The sequence below is a fragment of the Paracoccus fistulariae genome (assembly GCF_028553785.1).
Classification (GTDB): Bacteria; Pseudomonadota; Alphaproteobacteria; order Rhodobacterales; family Rhodobacteraceae; genus Paracoccus; species Paracoccus fistulariae.
The window spans coordinates 2,457,609-2,473,604 of sequence record NZ_CP067136.1; the positions used below are offsets into that span (position 1 = coordinate 2,457,609).

The 15,996-nt window shown below is 62.5% G+C and carries 17 protein-coding genes; 8 read left to right on the top strand and 9 right to left on the bottom strand.

The window, feature by feature from the left end; all coding sequences use genetic code 11:
* Positions 1 to 32: 32 nt before the first annotated feature.
* Entirely contained in the window at positions 33 to 962 is a 930-nt protein-coding gene (locus tag JHX87_RS12115) for a glucokinase (protein WP_271883949.1), read from the bottom strand.
* A gap of 283 nt (positions 963 to 1,245) precedes the next feature.
* Here JHX87_RS12115 and JHX87_RS12120 point away from each other — a divergent pair, with 283 nt between their 5' ends.
* Positions 1,246 to 1,677 (top strand): hypothetical protein, encoded by a 432-nt coding sequence (locus JHX87_RS12120; RefSeq protein ID WP_271883950.1) that lies wholly within the window; start codon positions 1,246 to 1,248, stop codon positions 1,675 to 1,677.
* Between the two features lie 3 nt (positions 1,678 to 1,680).
* Here JHX87_RS12120 and JHX87_RS12125 read toward each other — a convergent pair whose 3' ends face one another.
* The 3 genes from JHX87_RS12125 to JHX87_RS12135 are packed head-to-tail and all read right to left on the bottom strand — an operon-like array spanning position 1,681 to position 3,859.
* Positions 1,681 to 2,421, bottom strand: coding sequence for an amino acid ABC transporter ATP-binding protein (locus JHX87_RS12125; protein WP_271883951.1), 741 nt, complete (start codon positions 2,419 to 2,421; stop codon positions 1,681 to 1,683).
* Entirely contained in the window at positions 2,418 to 3,092 is a 675-nt protein-coding gene (locus JHX87_RS12130; protein WP_271883952.1) for an amino acid ABC transporter permease, read from the bottom strand. The genes JHX87_RS12125 and JHX87_RS12130 overlap by 4 nt, the downstream gene beginning before the upstream one ends.
* Positions 3,092 to 3,859 (bottom strand): amino acid ABC transporter substrate-binding protein, encoded by a 768-nt coding sequence (locus JHX87_RS12135; RefSeq protein ID WP_271883953.1) that lies wholly within the window; start codon positions 3,857 to 3,859, stop codon positions 3,092 to 3,094. The genes JHX87_RS12130 and JHX87_RS12135 overlap by 1 nt, the downstream gene beginning before the upstream one ends.
* Positions 3,860 to 4,115: 256 nt before the next feature.
* On the opposite strand from JHX87_RS12135, the gene JHX87_RS12140 reads away from it, so the two are divergent.
* The 4 genes from JHX87_RS12140 (at position 4,116) to JHX87_RS12155 (ending at position 7,300) form a co-directional block, all read left to right on the top strand.
* The gene (locus JHX87_RS12140) at positions 4,116 to 5,084 is read left to right on the top strand and encodes a TRAP transporter substrate-binding protein (RefSeq protein WP_271883954.1); all 969 of its coding nucleotides are present in this window, start codon (positions 4,116 to 4,118) and stop codon (positions 5,082 to 5,084) included.
* A 7-nt stretch (positions 5,085 to 5,091) separates the two neighbouring features.
* Positions 5,092 to 5,586 (top strand): TRAP transporter small permease, encoded by a 495-nt coding sequence (locus tag JHX87_RS12145; protein ID WP_271883955.1) that lies wholly within the window; start codon positions 5,092 to 5,094, stop codon positions 5,584 to 5,586.
* Positions 5,579 to 6,868, top strand: coding sequence for a TRAP transporter large permease (locus JHX87_RS12150; RefSeq protein ID WP_271883956.1), 1,290 nt, complete (start codon positions 5,579 to 5,581; stop codon positions 6,866 to 6,868). Before JHX87_RS12145 ends, JHX87_RS12150 begins: the two co-directional genes overlap by 8 nt.
* A 90-nt stretch (positions 6,869 to 6,958) precedes the next feature.
* On the top strand, positions 6,959 to 7,300 hold the full coding sequence (locus JHX87_RS12155; RefSeq protein WP_271883957.1) for a DUF2853 family protein: 342 nt from the start codon (positions 6,959 to 6,961) through the stop codon (positions 7,298 to 7,300).
* Here the strand turns inward: JHX87_RS12155 and JHX87_RS12160 are convergent.
* Complete coding sequence (locus JHX87_RS12160) at positions 7,291 to 7,911, bottom strand: enoyl-CoA hydratase/isomerase family protein (protein ID WP_271883958.1); 621 nt, start codon at positions 7,909 to 7,911, stop codon at positions 7,291 to 7,293. The two genes, JHX87_RS12155 and JHX87_RS12160, sit on opposite strands and share 10 nt — an antisense overlap.
* A 76-nt stretch (positions 7,912 to 7,987) precedes the next feature.
* Between JHX87_RS12160 and JHX87_RS12165 the strand changes: the two genes are divergently transcribed.
* The 3 genes from JHX87_RS12165 to JHX87_RS12175 all read left to right on the top strand — a co-directional run bounded on the left by JHX87_RS12165 (position 7,988) and on the right by JHX87_RS12175 (position 11,879).
* Positions 7,988 to 9,631: a hypothetical protein gene (locus JHX87_RS12165; RefSeq protein ID WP_271883959.1), complete on the top strand. Its 1,644-nt coding sequence runs from the start codon at positions 7,988 to 7,990 to the stop codon at positions 9,629 to 9,631.
* Between the two features lie 138 nt (positions 9,632 to 9,769).
* Positions 9,770 to 11,098: a TldD/PmbA family protein gene (locus tag JHX87_RS12170; RefSeq protein WP_377776081.1), complete on the top strand. Its 1,329-nt coding sequence runs from the start codon at positions 9,770 to 9,772 to the stop codon at positions 11,096 to 11,098.
* The gene (locus JHX87_RS12175; protein ID WP_271883961.1) at positions 11,085 to 11,879 is read left to right on the top strand and encodes an inositol monophosphatase family protein; all 795 of its coding nucleotides are present in this window, start codon (positions 11,085 to 11,087) and stop codon (positions 11,877 to 11,879) included. The genes JHX87_RS12170 and JHX87_RS12175 overlap by 14 nt, the downstream gene beginning before the upstream one ends.
* Here the strand turns inward: JHX87_RS12175 and JHX87_RS12180 are convergent.
* The 4 genes from JHX87_RS12180 to JHX87_RS12195 are packed head-to-tail and all read right to left on the bottom strand — an operon-like array spanning position 11,876 to position 15,948.
* Positions 11,876 to 12,514: a PqiC family protein gene (locus JHX87_RS12180; protein WP_271883962.1), complete on the bottom strand. Its 639-nt coding sequence runs from the start codon at positions 12,512 to 12,514 to the stop codon at positions 11,876 to 11,878. The two genes, JHX87_RS12175 and JHX87_RS12180, sit on opposite strands and share 4 nt — an antisense overlap.
* A gap of 12 nt (positions 12,515 to 12,526) precedes the next feature.
* Entirely contained in the window at positions 12,527 to 14,596 is a 2,070-nt protein-coding gene (locus JHX87_RS12185; protein WP_271883963.1) for a PqiB family protein, read from the bottom strand.
* Positions 14,597 to 14,602: 6 nt separating this feature from the next.
* Positions 14,603 to 15,271: a paraquat-inducible protein A gene (locus JHX87_RS12190; RefSeq protein WP_271883964.1), complete on the bottom strand. Its 669-nt coding sequence runs from the start codon at positions 15,269 to 15,271 to the stop codon at positions 14,603 to 14,605.
* Positions 15,271 to 15,948 (bottom strand): paraquat-inducible protein A, encoded by a 678-nt coding sequence (locus tag JHX87_RS12195; RefSeq protein ID WP_271883965.1) that lies wholly within the window; start codon positions 15,946 to 15,948, stop codon positions 15,271 to 15,273. The genes JHX87_RS12190 and JHX87_RS12195 overlap by 1 nt, the downstream gene beginning before the upstream one ends.
* Between the last annotated feature and the right edge of the window lie 48 nt (positions 15,949 to 15,996).

Consider the following 15,996-nt stretch of genomic DNA (forward strand, 5'->3'; position numbering starts at 1 on the left):
AGAATAAGCAATCTTTGCGTCGATGGTTGCCCTTAGGACAGGGCCTCAAGACAGCCATGCAGCGCGGCCATGTCATCGTTGATCAGAAAGATCGGCGTATTTTCAGGGATATGCCGCATATAAGGCTCTGCCAGAAAGGATTTTTCGAAGCGGTCCATGCGTTCGGCAATGCTGCGGCCGACGCTGCCGGCCAGAAACAGGCCCTCCAGCGGCATGAAGCGCATCGACAATTCGCGGCACAGCAGGCCGACCATATCGGTGAACAGCTCATAGGTCGCGGTCGCCTCGGGCTCGCCTTCTTCGGCGGCGCGGGCAATTTCTTCGCTGCGCACGGCGGTGGTGCGGGTGCGGGCGGCATGCAGATGCGACAGACCGCGCCCCGCAAAGGTTTCCTCGGTCGAGGTAAAGCCCGCGGCGGCCTCGGCCCCCATCAGGTCGATCAGCATCCGGTAGATATTCGCGGGAAGCTGGGTATGACCCTCTTCCGCCTCCATGGCGATGACGCCGCCATTGGGCAGTGAGCGCACGGCACAGACATTGAAGCCGGTGCCCAGACCGACGACCAGCGATTGCCCGTTGGTGATCCGATCCGACGGCGCCTCACGCAACACGCGCAGGCCGCCGTCGCGCCGCAGGGTCGGGGTGGCATAGCCCAGCGCGGTCAGATCATTGATGATGCGGACGTGATCGGCATCGGTCAGCCGCGCCAGCCCGTCTTCGGTCATGTCCCAGTCGCGGTTGGTCAGCCGGGCGCGTCCGCCGCTGACCGGGCCGGCCGCCGCGACGCTGGCAGAGCTGATGCGCGGCTGGTCGAAATCGGACAGGAACTGACGCACCACGTCGTCGAAGGTCGCGTAATCGTCACCGCGATAGCGCGTCACCGTTTCCGCATCGATGACGCCATTGCGCGCCAACGCAAAACGCGCATTCGTTCCGCCGACATCCCCCAGAAGAACCGCCATAATCGCCCTCACCCCAATGTTTGCGGTAACCGTTAACCCAATTGACTATCGTATTCGAGGTCTGATCGCCAGCTTAGCGCGAAAATTTCGGCGGGACAGGCAAATTCGCCGGGCCGGGCGGGAAAATCGAAATATCGCGGTCTCAACGAAATTCTACCGGATTTCAGGTGGTTGCGAAAGATCTTGTCGCTTCTGACGGGCGGGCTTCCCGGCGGGAACAGGAACTATGGCATTCCCCGGACGTTTTCGTCATAAGAAACCGCAAAATGAAAGACTGTCGCCCATGTGCCGTACCACAAATCGCATTGCCCGCCTGACCGTGATCGGCAGCGTCGCGCTGCTATTGGCGGCGCCGTCCCATGCTGCGGTGCGCAGCGATCAACCGGTGCAAAGCTGGCCCGCGATGATGGGCGTGGACACGCCCAGCTTGTTGCAGCAGGCGCAGGATCTGCCGACCTCGGACATGGCCATCGGCGATCAGCCCTATTGCGCCCATGACAGTGAAATCCAACAGACCCTGTCGCAGGATTTCCACGAGGATCGCATCGACGACAAGGCCCATCAGGGGACCGAGCTTTGGGGCTCGGACAAGCTGGGGACATGGACGCTGGTTGCGCCGCGCAGCGACAATACCAGTTGCATCATCGCCTCGGGCATCGGTTTCGACAAGAAACGCGATGTCGAGGTGTATTACCGGAATGCGGGCCTGCGCTGACGCTTAGCCCACACGCCGCAGGAAGGCCCGTGTCCGTTCATCCTTGGCATTGCCGAACAGTTGATCGGGCGGGCCCTGTTCCACGATCTTGCCACCATCCATGAAGATGATCCGATCCGCGATTTCGCGGGCGAATTGCATCTCATGCGTGACGATCAGCATGGTCTGGCGGCCATCTGCGATGCGCCGGATCAGGTCCAGTACTTCACCCACCCATTCGGGATCCAGGGCACTGGTCGGTTCATCAAACAGCATCAGATCGGCATCCAGCGCCATCGCGCGGCCAATGCCCACGCGCTGCTGCTGACCGCCTGACAGGGCGGCGGGATAGGAATCGCCGCGGTCGCCCAGCCCGATCTGCGCCAGAATTTCATCCGCCCGCGCGGCGGCCTTGTCCCGCGACCAGCCGCGCACAACGGTCAGCCCCTCCATGATGTTCTGACGGGCGGTCTTGTTGGCGAAAAGGGCATAGTTCTGAAAGACAAAGCCGGTCCGGCGACGTACTGCCAGAATGTCGCGCGTGGTGGCGCTTGCCGCATCGACCGACAGATCGCCCAGCGTAAAGCGGCCTTCATCCGGGCGATCCAGAAAGTTCAGGCAACGCAGCAGGGTGGACTTGCCGGTCCCCGAGGGGCCGATGATCGCCACACGCTCGCCCGGTTGCAGGCACATGTCGATGCCGTTCAGCACGGTATTCTGGCCGAAGCGCTTGACCAGCCCGTCAACGGTAATTTCGCAACTCATCGTGCCACCGCCTTTCCAAGACGTCTTTCCATCCAGCGCTGGCCGACCGACAGCGTTTCGACAATGACCCAATAGAAGATGGCGACGACCAGAAAGGTCTCGACATAGAGAAAGCTGCCGGCGGCCTCTTTCTGTGCCGCGCCCATCATCTCGGTCACGCCAAGGGTAAAGGCCAGAGAGGTGCTTTTGATCATGTCGATGAAGTAATTCATCAGCGTCGGCGCCACTGTCCGCGCCGCCTGCGGCAGGATGATGCGCCGCAACAGCTGGATCTGGGTCATGCCGATGGATTGCGCGGCCTCCCACTGGCTGCGATCGACGCCAAGGATCGCGCCCCGGATGCTTTCCGCCATATAGGCCGAGAAATGCAGGGTCAGGCCCAGTATGGCGGCGCTGACCCCGTCGATTTCCACCAGAAAGCTGAAGATCTGCGGCAGGCCGAAGTAGAACAGGAACAGCTGTACCAGCAGCGGCGTGCCGCGAAAGAAGCTGATGAACACCGCCACGATCCAGTCCAGGACGGGAACGCGCATGACCCGGATGACGGCCAATATGGCCGCCAGGATCAGCGCCGCGATCATCGACACGACCGCCATGAACATGGTCAACGGAACATACCCGGCAATCACCGGGATCAGGTCCAGCATATAGGCGATGTTCAACCCTGCCATTACTGGGCCGCAGCCTCATCTGCGGGGACGGTTACGTCGGTCGCCAGCCATTTCTGCGAAATCTCGGCCAGGGTGCCGTCCTCTTTCAGCTTGGTCAGCGCGGCATCGACCTTGTCGCGCAGGGCGGTTCCAGCCTCATCATTGCGGAAGGGCAGGGCGTTGCGGATCTCATCGAAGGGCTTGCCCGCCAAGGCCAGCGGCAGCGGGCTTTCCGCGATCAGCTGACCCGAAGACACGCGATCCATCACGAAGGCATCCACACGGCCAAGCGCGGTATCCTGCGCGATGTTGGTTTCATAGGTGCGGATATCGATTTCATCCGCATAGGGCAGATTGTTCAGCAACTCTTCGAAATTCGAGCCCAGATTCACCGCGACCGAACGGCCCTTCAGGCTTTCAGGACCGGTGATGTCGTCCTCATTGCCCTTTTTCACCACCACCTGGGCGCCGTCATAGACATAGGGCTGGGTGAAGGCGAATTTCGCCTCACGCTCGGGCGTGATGGTGATCTGGTTGGCGATGGTGTCGATACGGCCGGATTCCAGCGCGCCGATCAGGCCGGAAAAGGACATGGTGACGAATTCGATCTCGTCCCCGGTCTCGGCGCCGACAGCCTCCATCAGATCGACCTCGAATCCCTGAAGCTCGCCGCCACGGGTGAAGGTAAAGGGAAAATATCCTCCGGACATGCCGACGCGGATGGTATCCGCCGCTGCGGGCAGGGCCGTCGAAAGCGCCAATGCGGCGGACAGTATGATGCTGCGCATCGTAAAACTCCTTCTGTTGTCGGCAGTTAAGTGTAACGCATAGGCCCTACCCACAACCGTCCGTGGCAAATAAAGACAGTGTCAGTCGGCCCCACGGCCCGACAGGAACAACCGTTTTCCCTGAACGGTTCCTGTGGAAATTTGTTCCCTGAAATCGTCACCCGCAAGGCCATTCGGATCACGTGAAGCCTTCGCAATCATTGCGCTTTTTCGCAAGGTCGCGCAAAGTTCGCCGGAATCACGGGAGGGGAGATCCATGAAACAGCTATTCACCGCAGCACTGTTTTGCGCCGCAGCGGTCGTTCCGGCGGCCGCACAAGAGATCAAGATGGGCTATGCGCTGGCCGAGGACAGCCATTACGGGGCAGGGGCCAAGGCGTTCGAGACCTCGCTGACCGAAAGCCTGGGCGATCAGTTCACCTTCCGCCACTTCCCGTCCTCAGGCTTGGGCGGAGAGCGCGAGGTGATCGAGGGGCTGCAGCTTGGCACCGTCGAAATGACCATCGTGTCCAGCGGCACCCTGTCCAATTTCGTGCCCGAGGCCGGTATATTCGACGTGCCCTTCCTGTTCCGCGACAAGGCCCATGCCCGCGCGGTTCTGGATGGCGAGATCGGGCAGGAAATGCTGGCACGCTTTGACGATGCGGGCATTCACGCGCTGGCCTGGGGCGAACAGGGCTTTCGCCATATCACCAATAATCGCGGTCCGATCCAGACACCCGAAGACGCGCAGGGCCTGAAGATCCGCACCATGGAAAACCCGGTTCACATCCAGGCTTTCCGCGCGCTTGGCGCCTCGCCCACGCCGATGGCATGGCCCGAGGTGATCGGCGCGCTGGAACAGGGCGCAATCGACGGGCAGGAAAATCCTCTGTCGGTGATCGTCTCGGCCAAGCTGAACGAGGTGCAGAAATACCTGACGCTGGACGGGCATGTCTATTCGCCGGCCATCGTGCTGATCTCGCCGCAATTCTGGGGCGGGCTGGATGACGACCAGAAGGCGGCGTTTGAAAAGGCGGCGGCGGCCTCGGTTCAGGCGATGCGCGATTATGTCGATGAGGTGGACGAGTCCGGCGTTGCCGCGCTGAAAGAGGCGGGCATGCAGGTCAATGAACTGACGGATGAAGAAAAGGCCGCCTTCCGCGCCGCGCTGGACGAACCCTATGCCGAATATGAGGCGCAATTCGGCAAAGAGCTGCTGGATCGCATTCAGGCGGCCCAGTAAGCCCCGCATGCGCCGGATCGAAAACGCCTTTGTCACGCTGAATGGCGCCGTCCTTGTTCTGGGGCTGGCCTTCATGTCGGTGGTGGTCGGGTGGAACGTCTTTGCCCGCTATGCGCTGCCCAGCGCGCCGCCCTGGGCGGATGAGGTGGCGCGCTATACGATGATCTGGATCACCTTCCTTGGCGCGGGGCTTGCCCTGCGCGAAGGGGCGCATGCCGCCATCGCCAATGCGCAAGAGGCGCTTCCCGGTCCGGCGCAACGGGGCATCCGCATTCTTATCCTACTGATCATGTTCGGCTTTTTCGCCTATATGGTCTGGGTCGGCATCGATTACATGAACCGCATGTCGGTGCAGAAATCGGCGGCGCTGCGGGTGCCGATGAAATGGGTCTATGCCGCGATCCCGGTGGGCTTCGTGCTGATGATCATTCATCTTGCGCTGATCGCGCCGCGCTATCTGCGCGCGGGGTTCCAATATTCGGACGAGGCCCATCTTGGCTGAAATCCTGATCATCGCCTTCTTTCTGCTGCTTGTGCTGGGCGTTCCGGTGGCCTTCTCGCTGGCCATTGCGGCCTTTGCGGCGGTTGGGCTGTCGGGCCGTTATCCGCCCGTGGTCGTGGTGAAAGAGATGTTCACCGGGCTGGACAGCTTTCCGCTGCTGGCGGTCCCGTTTTTCATTCTGGCCGCGGAAATCATGTCGGCGGGCGCGATTTCGCGAATGCTGCTGCGCTTTGCCTCGCAATTCGTGGGGCATCTGCGGGGAGGGCTGGGCTATGCGAATGTGCTGACCGCGACGATGTTCGCAGGTATCTCTGGCTCGGCCTTGGCAGCGGCGGCGGGGCCGGGGGCGATGATGGCCAGGATGATGGAGCGCAGCGGCTATTCCAGGTCCTATGCCGGGGCGCTGACGGTCTCGGTCTCGGTCGTGGATCCGATCATTCCGCCTTCGATCACGATGATCATCTATGCGCTGCAGGATCGGAATGTCTCGGTCGGGTCGCTGTTCATGGCGGGTATCCTGCCGGGCGTTCTGATTTCCGGCGCGATGGCCGGCGTGAACTGGTGGATCAGCCGCAAGCGCGACTATCGCAGCGACGAGGTTCGGCCCGGCGCGCATGAAATGCTGGTCAACACGGTCAAGGCCCTGCCCGCGCTGGCGCTGATCGTGCTGATCATCGGCGGCATTCGCGGCGGTATCTTTACCCCGACCGAAGCCTCGGTCATCGCTGTGTTCTACGCCATCATCGTCAGCGTGGTCATCTATCGCAGCTTCACCTTTGCCGAACTTTGGGCGGCCTTTCTGCGCTCGGCCATCATGTCGGTGGCGGTGCTGATGATCCTGGCCGCCGCGCGGGCCTTTGCCTGGGTGCTGATCATCGAGGGCGTGCCGCAGGCCATGGCGGATGCGGTGATCGCGATGAACCTGTCGCCCATCGCCTTTCTTCTGATGGTGAATGTACTGCTGCTGATCTTCGGCATGTTCATGGATCCGCTGCCGGGGGTGATGATCCTGGTGCCGATCCTGGCGCCCATCGCGCATGGGTTGGGCATTGCGCCCGATCACTTTGCCATCGTGATGATCGTCAACCTGACCTTCGGCCTGATGACGCCGCCCGTGGGCGGTCTGATCTTTGTCGTGGCCACTGCGACGCGCCAGAAGCCTGCGGATATCATTCGCGAATTGCCGCCCTTTTTCCTGGCCGCGATCCTGTGCCTGCTGATCCTGACCTTCGTGCCGGCACTGTCGACCTGGCTGCCCGGTCTGACCCGCTTTACGCCCTGAACGGGCCGCGTCTGCCAAAAAGCTTGATATTGAACCGTTGTGACAGCATCCTTTCGGCGCCAACACCCACGAACAGGGAGCGAGGGAAGAATGAGCAAACGCGAAGAATTGATCGCGAAATACGCGGCGGATATCAAAGACAAGCTGGGCGAGACGGCCGATATGGACCTGCTGACCAAGGTCACCATCGGCTGCGGCCCCTCGATCTACAGCGCCGATTCCGAGACCGTCGCCGCAAGCGATAACGCAGAGTTGGAGCGCGTTCGCGACAATTACCTGATCAAGAAGCTGGGCCTGCCCGAAGGCCCGAACCTGATGGAGGCGATCAATGCCTGCATCGACAAATACGGTCGTTCAAACCGCAACAAATACCGCGCGGTGCTGTATTACATGCTGACGCGGCATTTCGGCAAGGAAGCCGTCTACGGCTGATCCAGCATCGTCTTGATCGCGGCCTGATGATCCGGCGCGGCGGACAGACAATCCGTAGCCAGATCGCGGGCTGCGGCCATCAGGTCACCGCCGGGCACGATCCGGTCGATCAGCCCCCAGGCCAGCGCCTCGGTGGCCTCGATCTTCTGCCCCGCCATCAGGATCATCTTTGCCCGCGCCGGACCGACCAGTGCCGTCAGGCGCGGCGGATCGGCAGGCTGCGGCAGGAAGCCCAGCCTCATCACCGGATAGAAGAACCTGGCCTCGGGCACCGCGATCCGCAGATCGCAGGCCAGCGCCATGCCAAAGGCACCCCCTGCCAGCGTCCCGTTCAGCGCCGCGATGGTCAGGCAGGGCATTGCGGCAATCTGTCGCGACAGGCGATCCCAGACAGCCGAGGTCGCCAGACCTGCCCGCGCCTCCTCCAGATCCGCGCCGGCCGAAAAAACCTTGCCCGCGCCGGTCAGGATCACCGCCCGGCAGTCCTGCCCTGACAGGCCCGACAGACGCTCGGTCAGCTCTGTCAGCATCGCTTCGGTCAGCGAATTGGCTTTTTCTGGCCGATTGATCGTCAGAATCGCCAACCCGTCCTTCAGATCACACAAGATCACGGAATGTTCCCTTTCCCTTGCAGTTCGGCTGTGTCAGACATTCAGCAACCAAACGCATTTTCGAAAGGTATCTTGTATGATCCGCTCGCTTGCAACCTCGGCCATCGCTTTAATCGCAGGCGCGGCACCTGTTCTGGCCGACATGACCCCCGCCGAAGCCTGGGAAAGCCTGATCCAGAATTACACCCGCTACGGTTATGAAGTGACGACCGGTAATATCGAGGATACGGGCAACAGCCTGACCGTGACCGACGCCGTGTTTTCGACCCAGAGCGAACAGGCCCGGACAAACATCTCGATCCCGAAATTCGTCCTCAGCCAGACCGGCGATGCCAAGGTCCGCGGCGTGCTTGAGGGCGATGTCAAACTGACCTCGACCTATCAGGTGCCCGATGAGGAGGCGATGAAAGAGGCGGTTGACGCCACCATCCAGAAACGGCTGAGCAACCCCGCTGAGACGACAGATGAAGAAGGCTCGACCACGATGAAGATGGTCGATCTGGAAATGACCGGCACGATCGCCGCACCCGGGAACGAATTGCTGATTTCGGGCTCGGCCGAGGATGTGCTGTACGAATACAACTATCCAAGCGTGACCCTGGACATGCAGGTTCCGCTTGCGCAGGACGCGAAGGCGACGATGCCGATCAGTGCCGAACTGACCGGTCTGAAGGGGACGCAGCGCAACGTCCAGGATAACGCATCAGAGCAAAGCTTCGACATTGCAGCCGAAACCGCGACCATCAGCACCGATACGACCTTCCCCGAAGACGAGAATGGCGGTTCGGGCAGCCTGAAATATCAGGTCACGCTGAACAATCTCGGCAGTGAGGGCCGCGGCGCCATGCCGGCCGGTGAGTTCGACATGAGCACTCAGATGGCGGAAGCGCTGGCCGCAGGCTTGCAATTCGACGGGACGGTGCTGTTTGACTCGATGGCTGCCAGCTTCAACGTGCAGACGACGGTGAAGGACGGCCCGGAGATGCGGGATCAGAATATCAATGCCGAGATCAAGTCCGGCGCAGGCAATCTTGACTTCAGGATTGCCGAAGACGGCATGAACTATGCTGCGAAATTGATGAACAGCGACGCCAGCATCGAAAATTCCAATCTGCCCTTCCCGATGAATTACGCGGCAGAGGAAACTTCGGTCGATATCCTGTTCCCGGTGCAAAAGGCCGAAGAGGCGCAGCCCTTCAAGCTGGCCTATGCCCTGAACGGGGTGACGCTGGGCGAAGAGATCTGGGCACTGTTCGATCCCAACAACAACCTGCCGCGCGATCCCGCCAGCCTGTCGATGGATGTCGAGGGCGATGCGGTGGTCAGCGAAAACATCTTCGATCCCGCATTCGGCCAGCCGAAACTGGATGCCGATGGCGCCTTCACCGAACAGGATACACCGTTCGAACCCAAGAGCCTGAAGATCAACGGCGTCTCTCTGGAAGCTATCGGGGCCAAGGCCGACGTAACCGGCGAGATCGACTTTGCCGAAAACCCGATGGATCCGACCGGCCAGATGGACGGCACCTTCGTGGGCGTGAATGCGCTGCTGGAAAACCTGGGCAAGACGGGTCTGGTGCCGCAGGATCAGCTGATGGGGTTGCGCATGATGATGGGTCTTTTTGCCAAGCCGGTCGAGGGCAGCGAAGACACGCTGGAAACCGAACTTGTGTTCAAGTCCGGCGGCCAGATCTTTGCCAACGGTCAGCGCATCAAGTGATCTGAGCACTTCCGAATTCAGGGCCGGGGCTGATGCTCCGGCCCTTTTCATTTGCGAAACCCGCCGTGGCGCGACAAAAGAGGCAACAAATAGGAGAGCCGGATGAGCAGTGACGCCAACACGCCCGCAAATCTTCAAATGCTTGCTGAAACCATGATTGCCGCTGCCCGTCGCGCGGGTGCCGATCAGGCCGATGCGCTGACCGTGCGTGGCCAGTCGGTCAGCATCGACATGCGCAACCGCACGCTGGAACATGCCGAACGCGCCGAGGGCGTCGAAATCGGGCTGCGCGTGCTGATCGGCGGGCGGCAGGCCTGTGTCTCGACCTCGGAACACAGCCCGGCGACCATCGCAGACATGGCCGAACGCGCGGTGGCCATGGCCAAAGAGGCGCCTGTCGATGACACCTTGGGGCTGGCCGATCCGGATCAGCTGGCCTCGATGCGCGAGGCCACATCGCTGCAGATTGCGGATGACCGCCCCGATCCGCAGCCGGACCACCTGCAACAGCTGGCCCTGCGTGCCGAAGCCGCCGCGTTGGACCAGCCGGGGATCACCCAGGTCGAATCCGCCAATGCCGCCTTCAGCCGCCGCGAAGTCTGGCTTGCGACCTCGAACGGGTTTTCGGGCGGGTACGGTCGCAGCACGCATGTGATCTCGGCTGTGGCGATCACTGGCGAGGGTCTGGGGATGGAGCGTGACTATGCCGCCGAATCCCGCATCTGGGCCGATGATCTGCCTGAACCCGAAGAAATCGGCCGGCTGGCCGCCCGGCGAACGCTGGAACGGGCGGGTTCGCGGAAACCGCCGACCGGGGCCTTTCCGATCCTCTATGATCGCCGGGTTGCCGCGTCGCTGATCGGACATCTGCTGTCGGCGGTGAATGGCGCGGCTGTGGCCCGCGGCTCAAGCTGGCTGCGCGATGCCCTTGGAACGGCGGTGCTGCCCAAGGGCATGGATCTGGTCGAGGATCCGCACCGGCTGCGCTATCCTTCCTCGCGCCCCTTCGACGCAGAGGGGCTGGCCACGGCGAAACGCAGCATCGTTGCGGATGGCATCCTGCAGGGCTGGACGCTGGATCTGGCAACGGGGCGCAAGCTGGGGATGGACAGCACAGCCTCGGCCGCGCGCGGGATATCCTCGCCGCCTTCGCCCAGCATCAGCAATGTGATCCTGACGCCGGGCGGCCAAAGCCGCGATCAGCTGATCGCCGATATGGGGCGCGGTCTGGTCGTGACCTCGATGCTGGGCTCTTCGATCAACGGGACGACGGGGGATTATTCGCGCGGCGCGGCGGGCTTCTGGGTGGAAAACGGCCAGATCGCCTATCCAGTCAATGAATGCACCATCGCCGGAAATCTGCGGGATATGCTGATGACCCTGATTGCGGCCAATGACGCATTGCCCTGGCGCGGGTCAGAGGTTCCCAGCCTGCTTGTCGAGGGGATGACCGTTGCCGGGGCCTGAGGACGATCTGGCGCTGCTGACCGAGGCCGCGCGCGAAGCGGGGCAGATCGCCCTGCGCTATTGGAAACAGGATCCCGAGACCTGGGAAAAGGCGGATGATGCAGGCCCCGTGACCGAGGCCGATCTGGCGGTGAATGACGCGCTGGCGCGAAAACTGCAGGCGGCGCGGCCCGATTACGGCTGGCTGTCAGAGGAAAGCGAGGCCGATCCTTCGCGGCTGGATGCCGATCATTGCTTCATCATCGACCCGATCGACGGCACCCGCGCCTTTATTGCCGGGCAGGAGGGCTTTTCCCATTCGCTGGCTATCGCGCAGGGCGATGACATTATCGCCGCCGTGGTCTACCTGCCCGCGCGGGATATCCTTTACACCGCCAGCAAGGACGGTCCTGCCTTGCGCAACGGAGATCCCATCGCGCCCTGCGATGCCGATATCGACGGCGCATCCGTGCTGACCTATCGCGCGGCGTCAGAGCCGGGATACTGGCGCGGCGGCACCACGCCGCCCTTTCGGCGCGAGTTCCGGCCCTCGCTGGCCTGGCGCCTGTGCCTTGCTGCGGAAGGGCGCTTTGACGCGGCGCTGTCGCTGCGTGCGGCATGGGAATGGGACATCGCCGCAGGCAGCCTGATCGCGGAACGGGCAGGGGCGCTGGCAACCGACCGCAGGGGCGGACGGATGCGGTTCAACAGCCCGAAGGCGATGGTGGATGGTCTGATCGTCGCCGGGCCGCGCCTGCATCGCCAGATCCTCGACGCGCTGGCCCCGGCGGGACAAGGTTAGAAGATCGGGTCCAGATTGACCGCGAAGGGATCGGGCTGCGATTTGGTCGCAATGCTGCGGCCCGGACCGGACAGGGTCGCGATCTGCTGGGCCAGAATGGAAATCGCCTCTGACGCGGCTGCCGCCGTATAGGCGGGCGACGACCCCTGCATCTGCACCAGAATGTCAAAGCTGCGCGCATGGTTCGCGCCACCGCTGCGATCATCCGCGACGAAATAGCGCCCCGACAGCCGATAGGTGTTATTGGCCTGCGCCAGCGCACGTTCCACCCGCACCTCCAGCACGCGCTGCGGCGGCTCGGCCAGGGGCCACGGCTCTCCGATCACGGTCGCGCCGGACACGTCCGAGATGGCCCGCGCCAGCGACAGCGTGAAGGCGCGTTCGGGATTGTCGGCCCAGAGGTTGTCGGGCGAGGACCGCACCGCGCCATCGGCCGTCTGAAAGGCCAGCTCTTCGTCCGAGGCATATTCCGGCAATGAGACGTCTTTCAGCTCTGCCGTGCCAAGACGGTTCGGAACCTGTGCTGCCACCGGCGGCGGATCAAGCAGATAGCGGGCCGTCTTTTCGGGGTTGGAACAACCGGCAAGGGTCAGAAGCCCGGTCCCGGTCAGCGTTGCAAGACGCAGATGTTTCATCAGCATTGTCGTTTACCGTCCCAGAATGAAGGCTTGCGGATTGCGTTCGATCATCCGCGCCAGTGAACCAAAGGCGGAGGTCGCACGGCGAATTTCACGCAGCATGCCAATCGCTTCGTTGTTGAAGGCCGAGCGGTCGCCATAAGAGGCCAGAACAGCATCCGCCCGCACCGCCGTCGCCTGCAGGCGCTGGATCAACTGCGGCAGATCCTGCACCGCCCGTGCGATCTCATCCGCCGCCGTACTGGCGGAATCCAGTGCGTTATTCAGACTGCCCGCCGCATTGCCGTCCCGCAGATCGTTCAGCAGCCCGGATGCCGCCTCCAGCGTGTCCGAGAGGTTGCGCGGCAGCTGTTCGGCATCCTCGGTCCCCAGCATGGCGCGGATATCGGAAAGAATGCCCTGGGCCTGTTCACCCACCTCGGCGAAACCGAATTCGTCCAGCGAGGTGGCCACGGAATCGATACGCTCGATCAGCGCCGGCGTATCGACAGCGGCCAGTCGGATCGATTCCACGGCAAGCACCGCGCCTTCCAGCAGCAGCGCGGCCTTGGCGGCGGCATTCTTGTCGCGCAGCTCCTGGGCCATGCCGTTGATATCGGTCACCGCGGCCTGCGCCTGATCCAGCGTCGCGCGCAGGCTGCCGGGGATGGCGCGGGTATCCTGCGAGCTGGCAATCGCCGTCACGCTGTCCATCATATCGGTCGCGGATTTCAGCACATCCTCGATCGGCAGGTTGCCGATGCGGTTCAGGACACCTTCGGCGGTGGCGGTGAAATCTTCAAGATTGCCTTCGACCGAGGGGATGACCGGATTGGGATCTCCGGCAAGATCAAGGCTGGCAGGCGCGGCATCGGGGATCTCGACCAGCTCGACCTTCAGGGACAGGCCCAGAAGACCGGCGCTGGCGACGCGGGCGCGCAGCCCGCCCTGCACCGCCTGTTCCAGAAAACGAAGTGCATCGTCGCGGGTGGCGCCCGGCTCTAACCCCAGCCTGCCCGATGAGACGGCCAGCACCACCTGCTGCTTCACCTCGGGCTCGCCATCGGGGTCATCGGAATTCCGGATCACGACCGACAGGCTGCTGACCTGACCGACATTCAGACCCTGGAATTCGACATCCGCGCCCTTCTCCAACCCCTCAAGTGAATCGTCCACATACATGGTCAGTTGCAGGACATCGCCGGGGCTGCCGGCAAAGACGTCGTTGCGGGCGGTCTCTTCGTCCGGCTGGACATAGAAGGTATATCCCGGCTCGATCGTCTGGCCTCCGCTGACCAGCGTGTCAAAGGCGACACCGCCTGTCAGCAGCGATGACAAAGAGCTTACGTTCAGCGACACGCCGCGCAAACCCAGAGAAACCGAAAAGCCAGAGCTGTTCCAGAACACCGTCGAGGTCGTCAGCCGCCCGTCATGAGGTGCTTCGATAAACGCGTCCGTAATGACGGTATCCTCATTCGGCGACAGGCGGACATTTTCCAACCGGCCGACCTGGATACCGCGATACAGGATCGGCGAGCCTTCGGTGACCCCGTCCGCGCTGTCCATCGCCAGCGTCACCCAGGTTCCCTTGGCGTCTTCCCGGATCAGCGGCGGACGGTTCAGTCCGACGAAATTCTTCTGCGGCTCGGTCACCTCCGCGTCCCAGTAGCCTTCGATAAAGGATCCGCTCAGCACGGTATCAAGTCGGGTCACGCCCCGCGCGGTCACCTCGGGACGCACGATCCAGAAGGCGGCATCGGAATCGATATATTCCGCGACATCCTTTTCGACCCGGATCTTGACAATGACCCGCGACAGATCAGAGCTGAAGCTGACCGTTTCGACCTGACCGACGGTGATTTCGCGGAAGCGCAGAACAGTTTCGCCCGGGATCACGCCGGTCGCGTCGGCGAATTCGACCTCGATCAGCGGGCCGCGATTGCTATAGGCGTTCAACCCGATCCCAAGCGTGACGACCAATGCCAGAATGGGCACCAGCCAGATGATGCCAAGCCCTGCCTGAGCGGCGCGTTTGGCAGTCTTGCGAACCGGGCTGGCAGGTTTCAGCGGCTGAGGATCCTGCGCGGACTCGTTACTCATGGGGTCTTATCCTGTCCCTTCATCATCCGTCCGGCTTCGAAGCGGCAGGCCGCGCCAGATCAATCTTGGGTCGAAGCTTTGCGCCGAAAGCATTGTGAACGCAACCGATAGCGCGAAAGAGACCGCCGCCGGACCAGGGTGGATCGAGGCGACAAAGCCCAGTTGGACCAGCGCCGACAGGATCGCCACCACGAAGACGTCGATCATCGACCAGCGGCCGATAAATTCAACGACCTCATAGACATGAAGCCTGCGATGCGCCTGATGGACCGAGGCAGGTCGACCAGCCGCCAGCGCCAGCCAGGCAATCGCGATGAACTTGCCGATCGGCACCACGATCGAGGCGACGAAGACGATCGCGGCAATGTCGTAGCTGCCGTGATGGATCAGCTGCAACACGCCCTCCATGATCGTCGCTTCGCTGTTGCCGGCCAGACCGCCCAGGCTGCGCGTGCTCATCATCGGAAAGATATTGGCGGGGATATAGGTGATCAGCCCGGCCAGCCACCAGGCCCAGACCGCCTGCAACGACCGGCGATCCGGCGGCACCAGCGTCGCGCCGCAGCGCGCGCAATTCGTCTGGGATTCCGGCCAGACGCGCCCACAACTGCGGCATCCCAGCAGGCCAGCGCGGTGCGCGGTCAGCACCGGACGGGTGGTCTTGCCCTCATCCATCAATTCCGGCCTTCAACCATTTCGCGCCCATCGGTGGTCACGCCCGCATCCTCGATCGCGTCCCAGATCGTGGTCTGGCACATGAACCCGCGCGAGGCGAGGTTGACCAGCACGAGGATGCAGAAGGCCCAGAAGGCGGGCCCCAGATGGACCGTCGCCAATCCGGCGACCTTTACCAGCGCCACGGCGGTGCCGATGATGAAGATCTCGGCCATGGACCAGGGGCGCAGCTTTTCGGACAGGCGGAATGCGTTGGCGGCGTGTTTATAGGGGGCAGAGCCCTGTGCCAGTGGGATCAGCGTGTAAAGCAGCAGCGCCGAGCGGAAGATGGGCAGGCCGATCACCAGCAGCAGCAGCACCAGAACCAGCGGCAGCAGAAAGCCCTCGGCAAAGGCCATCGCCACGCCGAAAAGCGAGGTCGTATTGCCGAAACCCATGCGCGAGATTTCCAGGAAGGGGAAAAAGATCGCGCCCATCAGCAGGATGATCGAGGTAAAGGCCAGCGCGATCAACTGGGTAAAGGCGCCGCCCTGCGGCTTGGCCAGCAGGCCGTCGCAGCGCGTGCATTTGGCGGTTTCGCCCGAATGCAATTCGACCTCGACATGCAGGGTGTCGCATCGGGGGCAGGCCAAAAGCCCCTCTCCCGTGGTCAGATTATAGCTTCCTGGCTGAGTCATAGCGATAAGATAAAGCCGATCCGGGCCTGCGCAAGTCCCTTGAGCAAG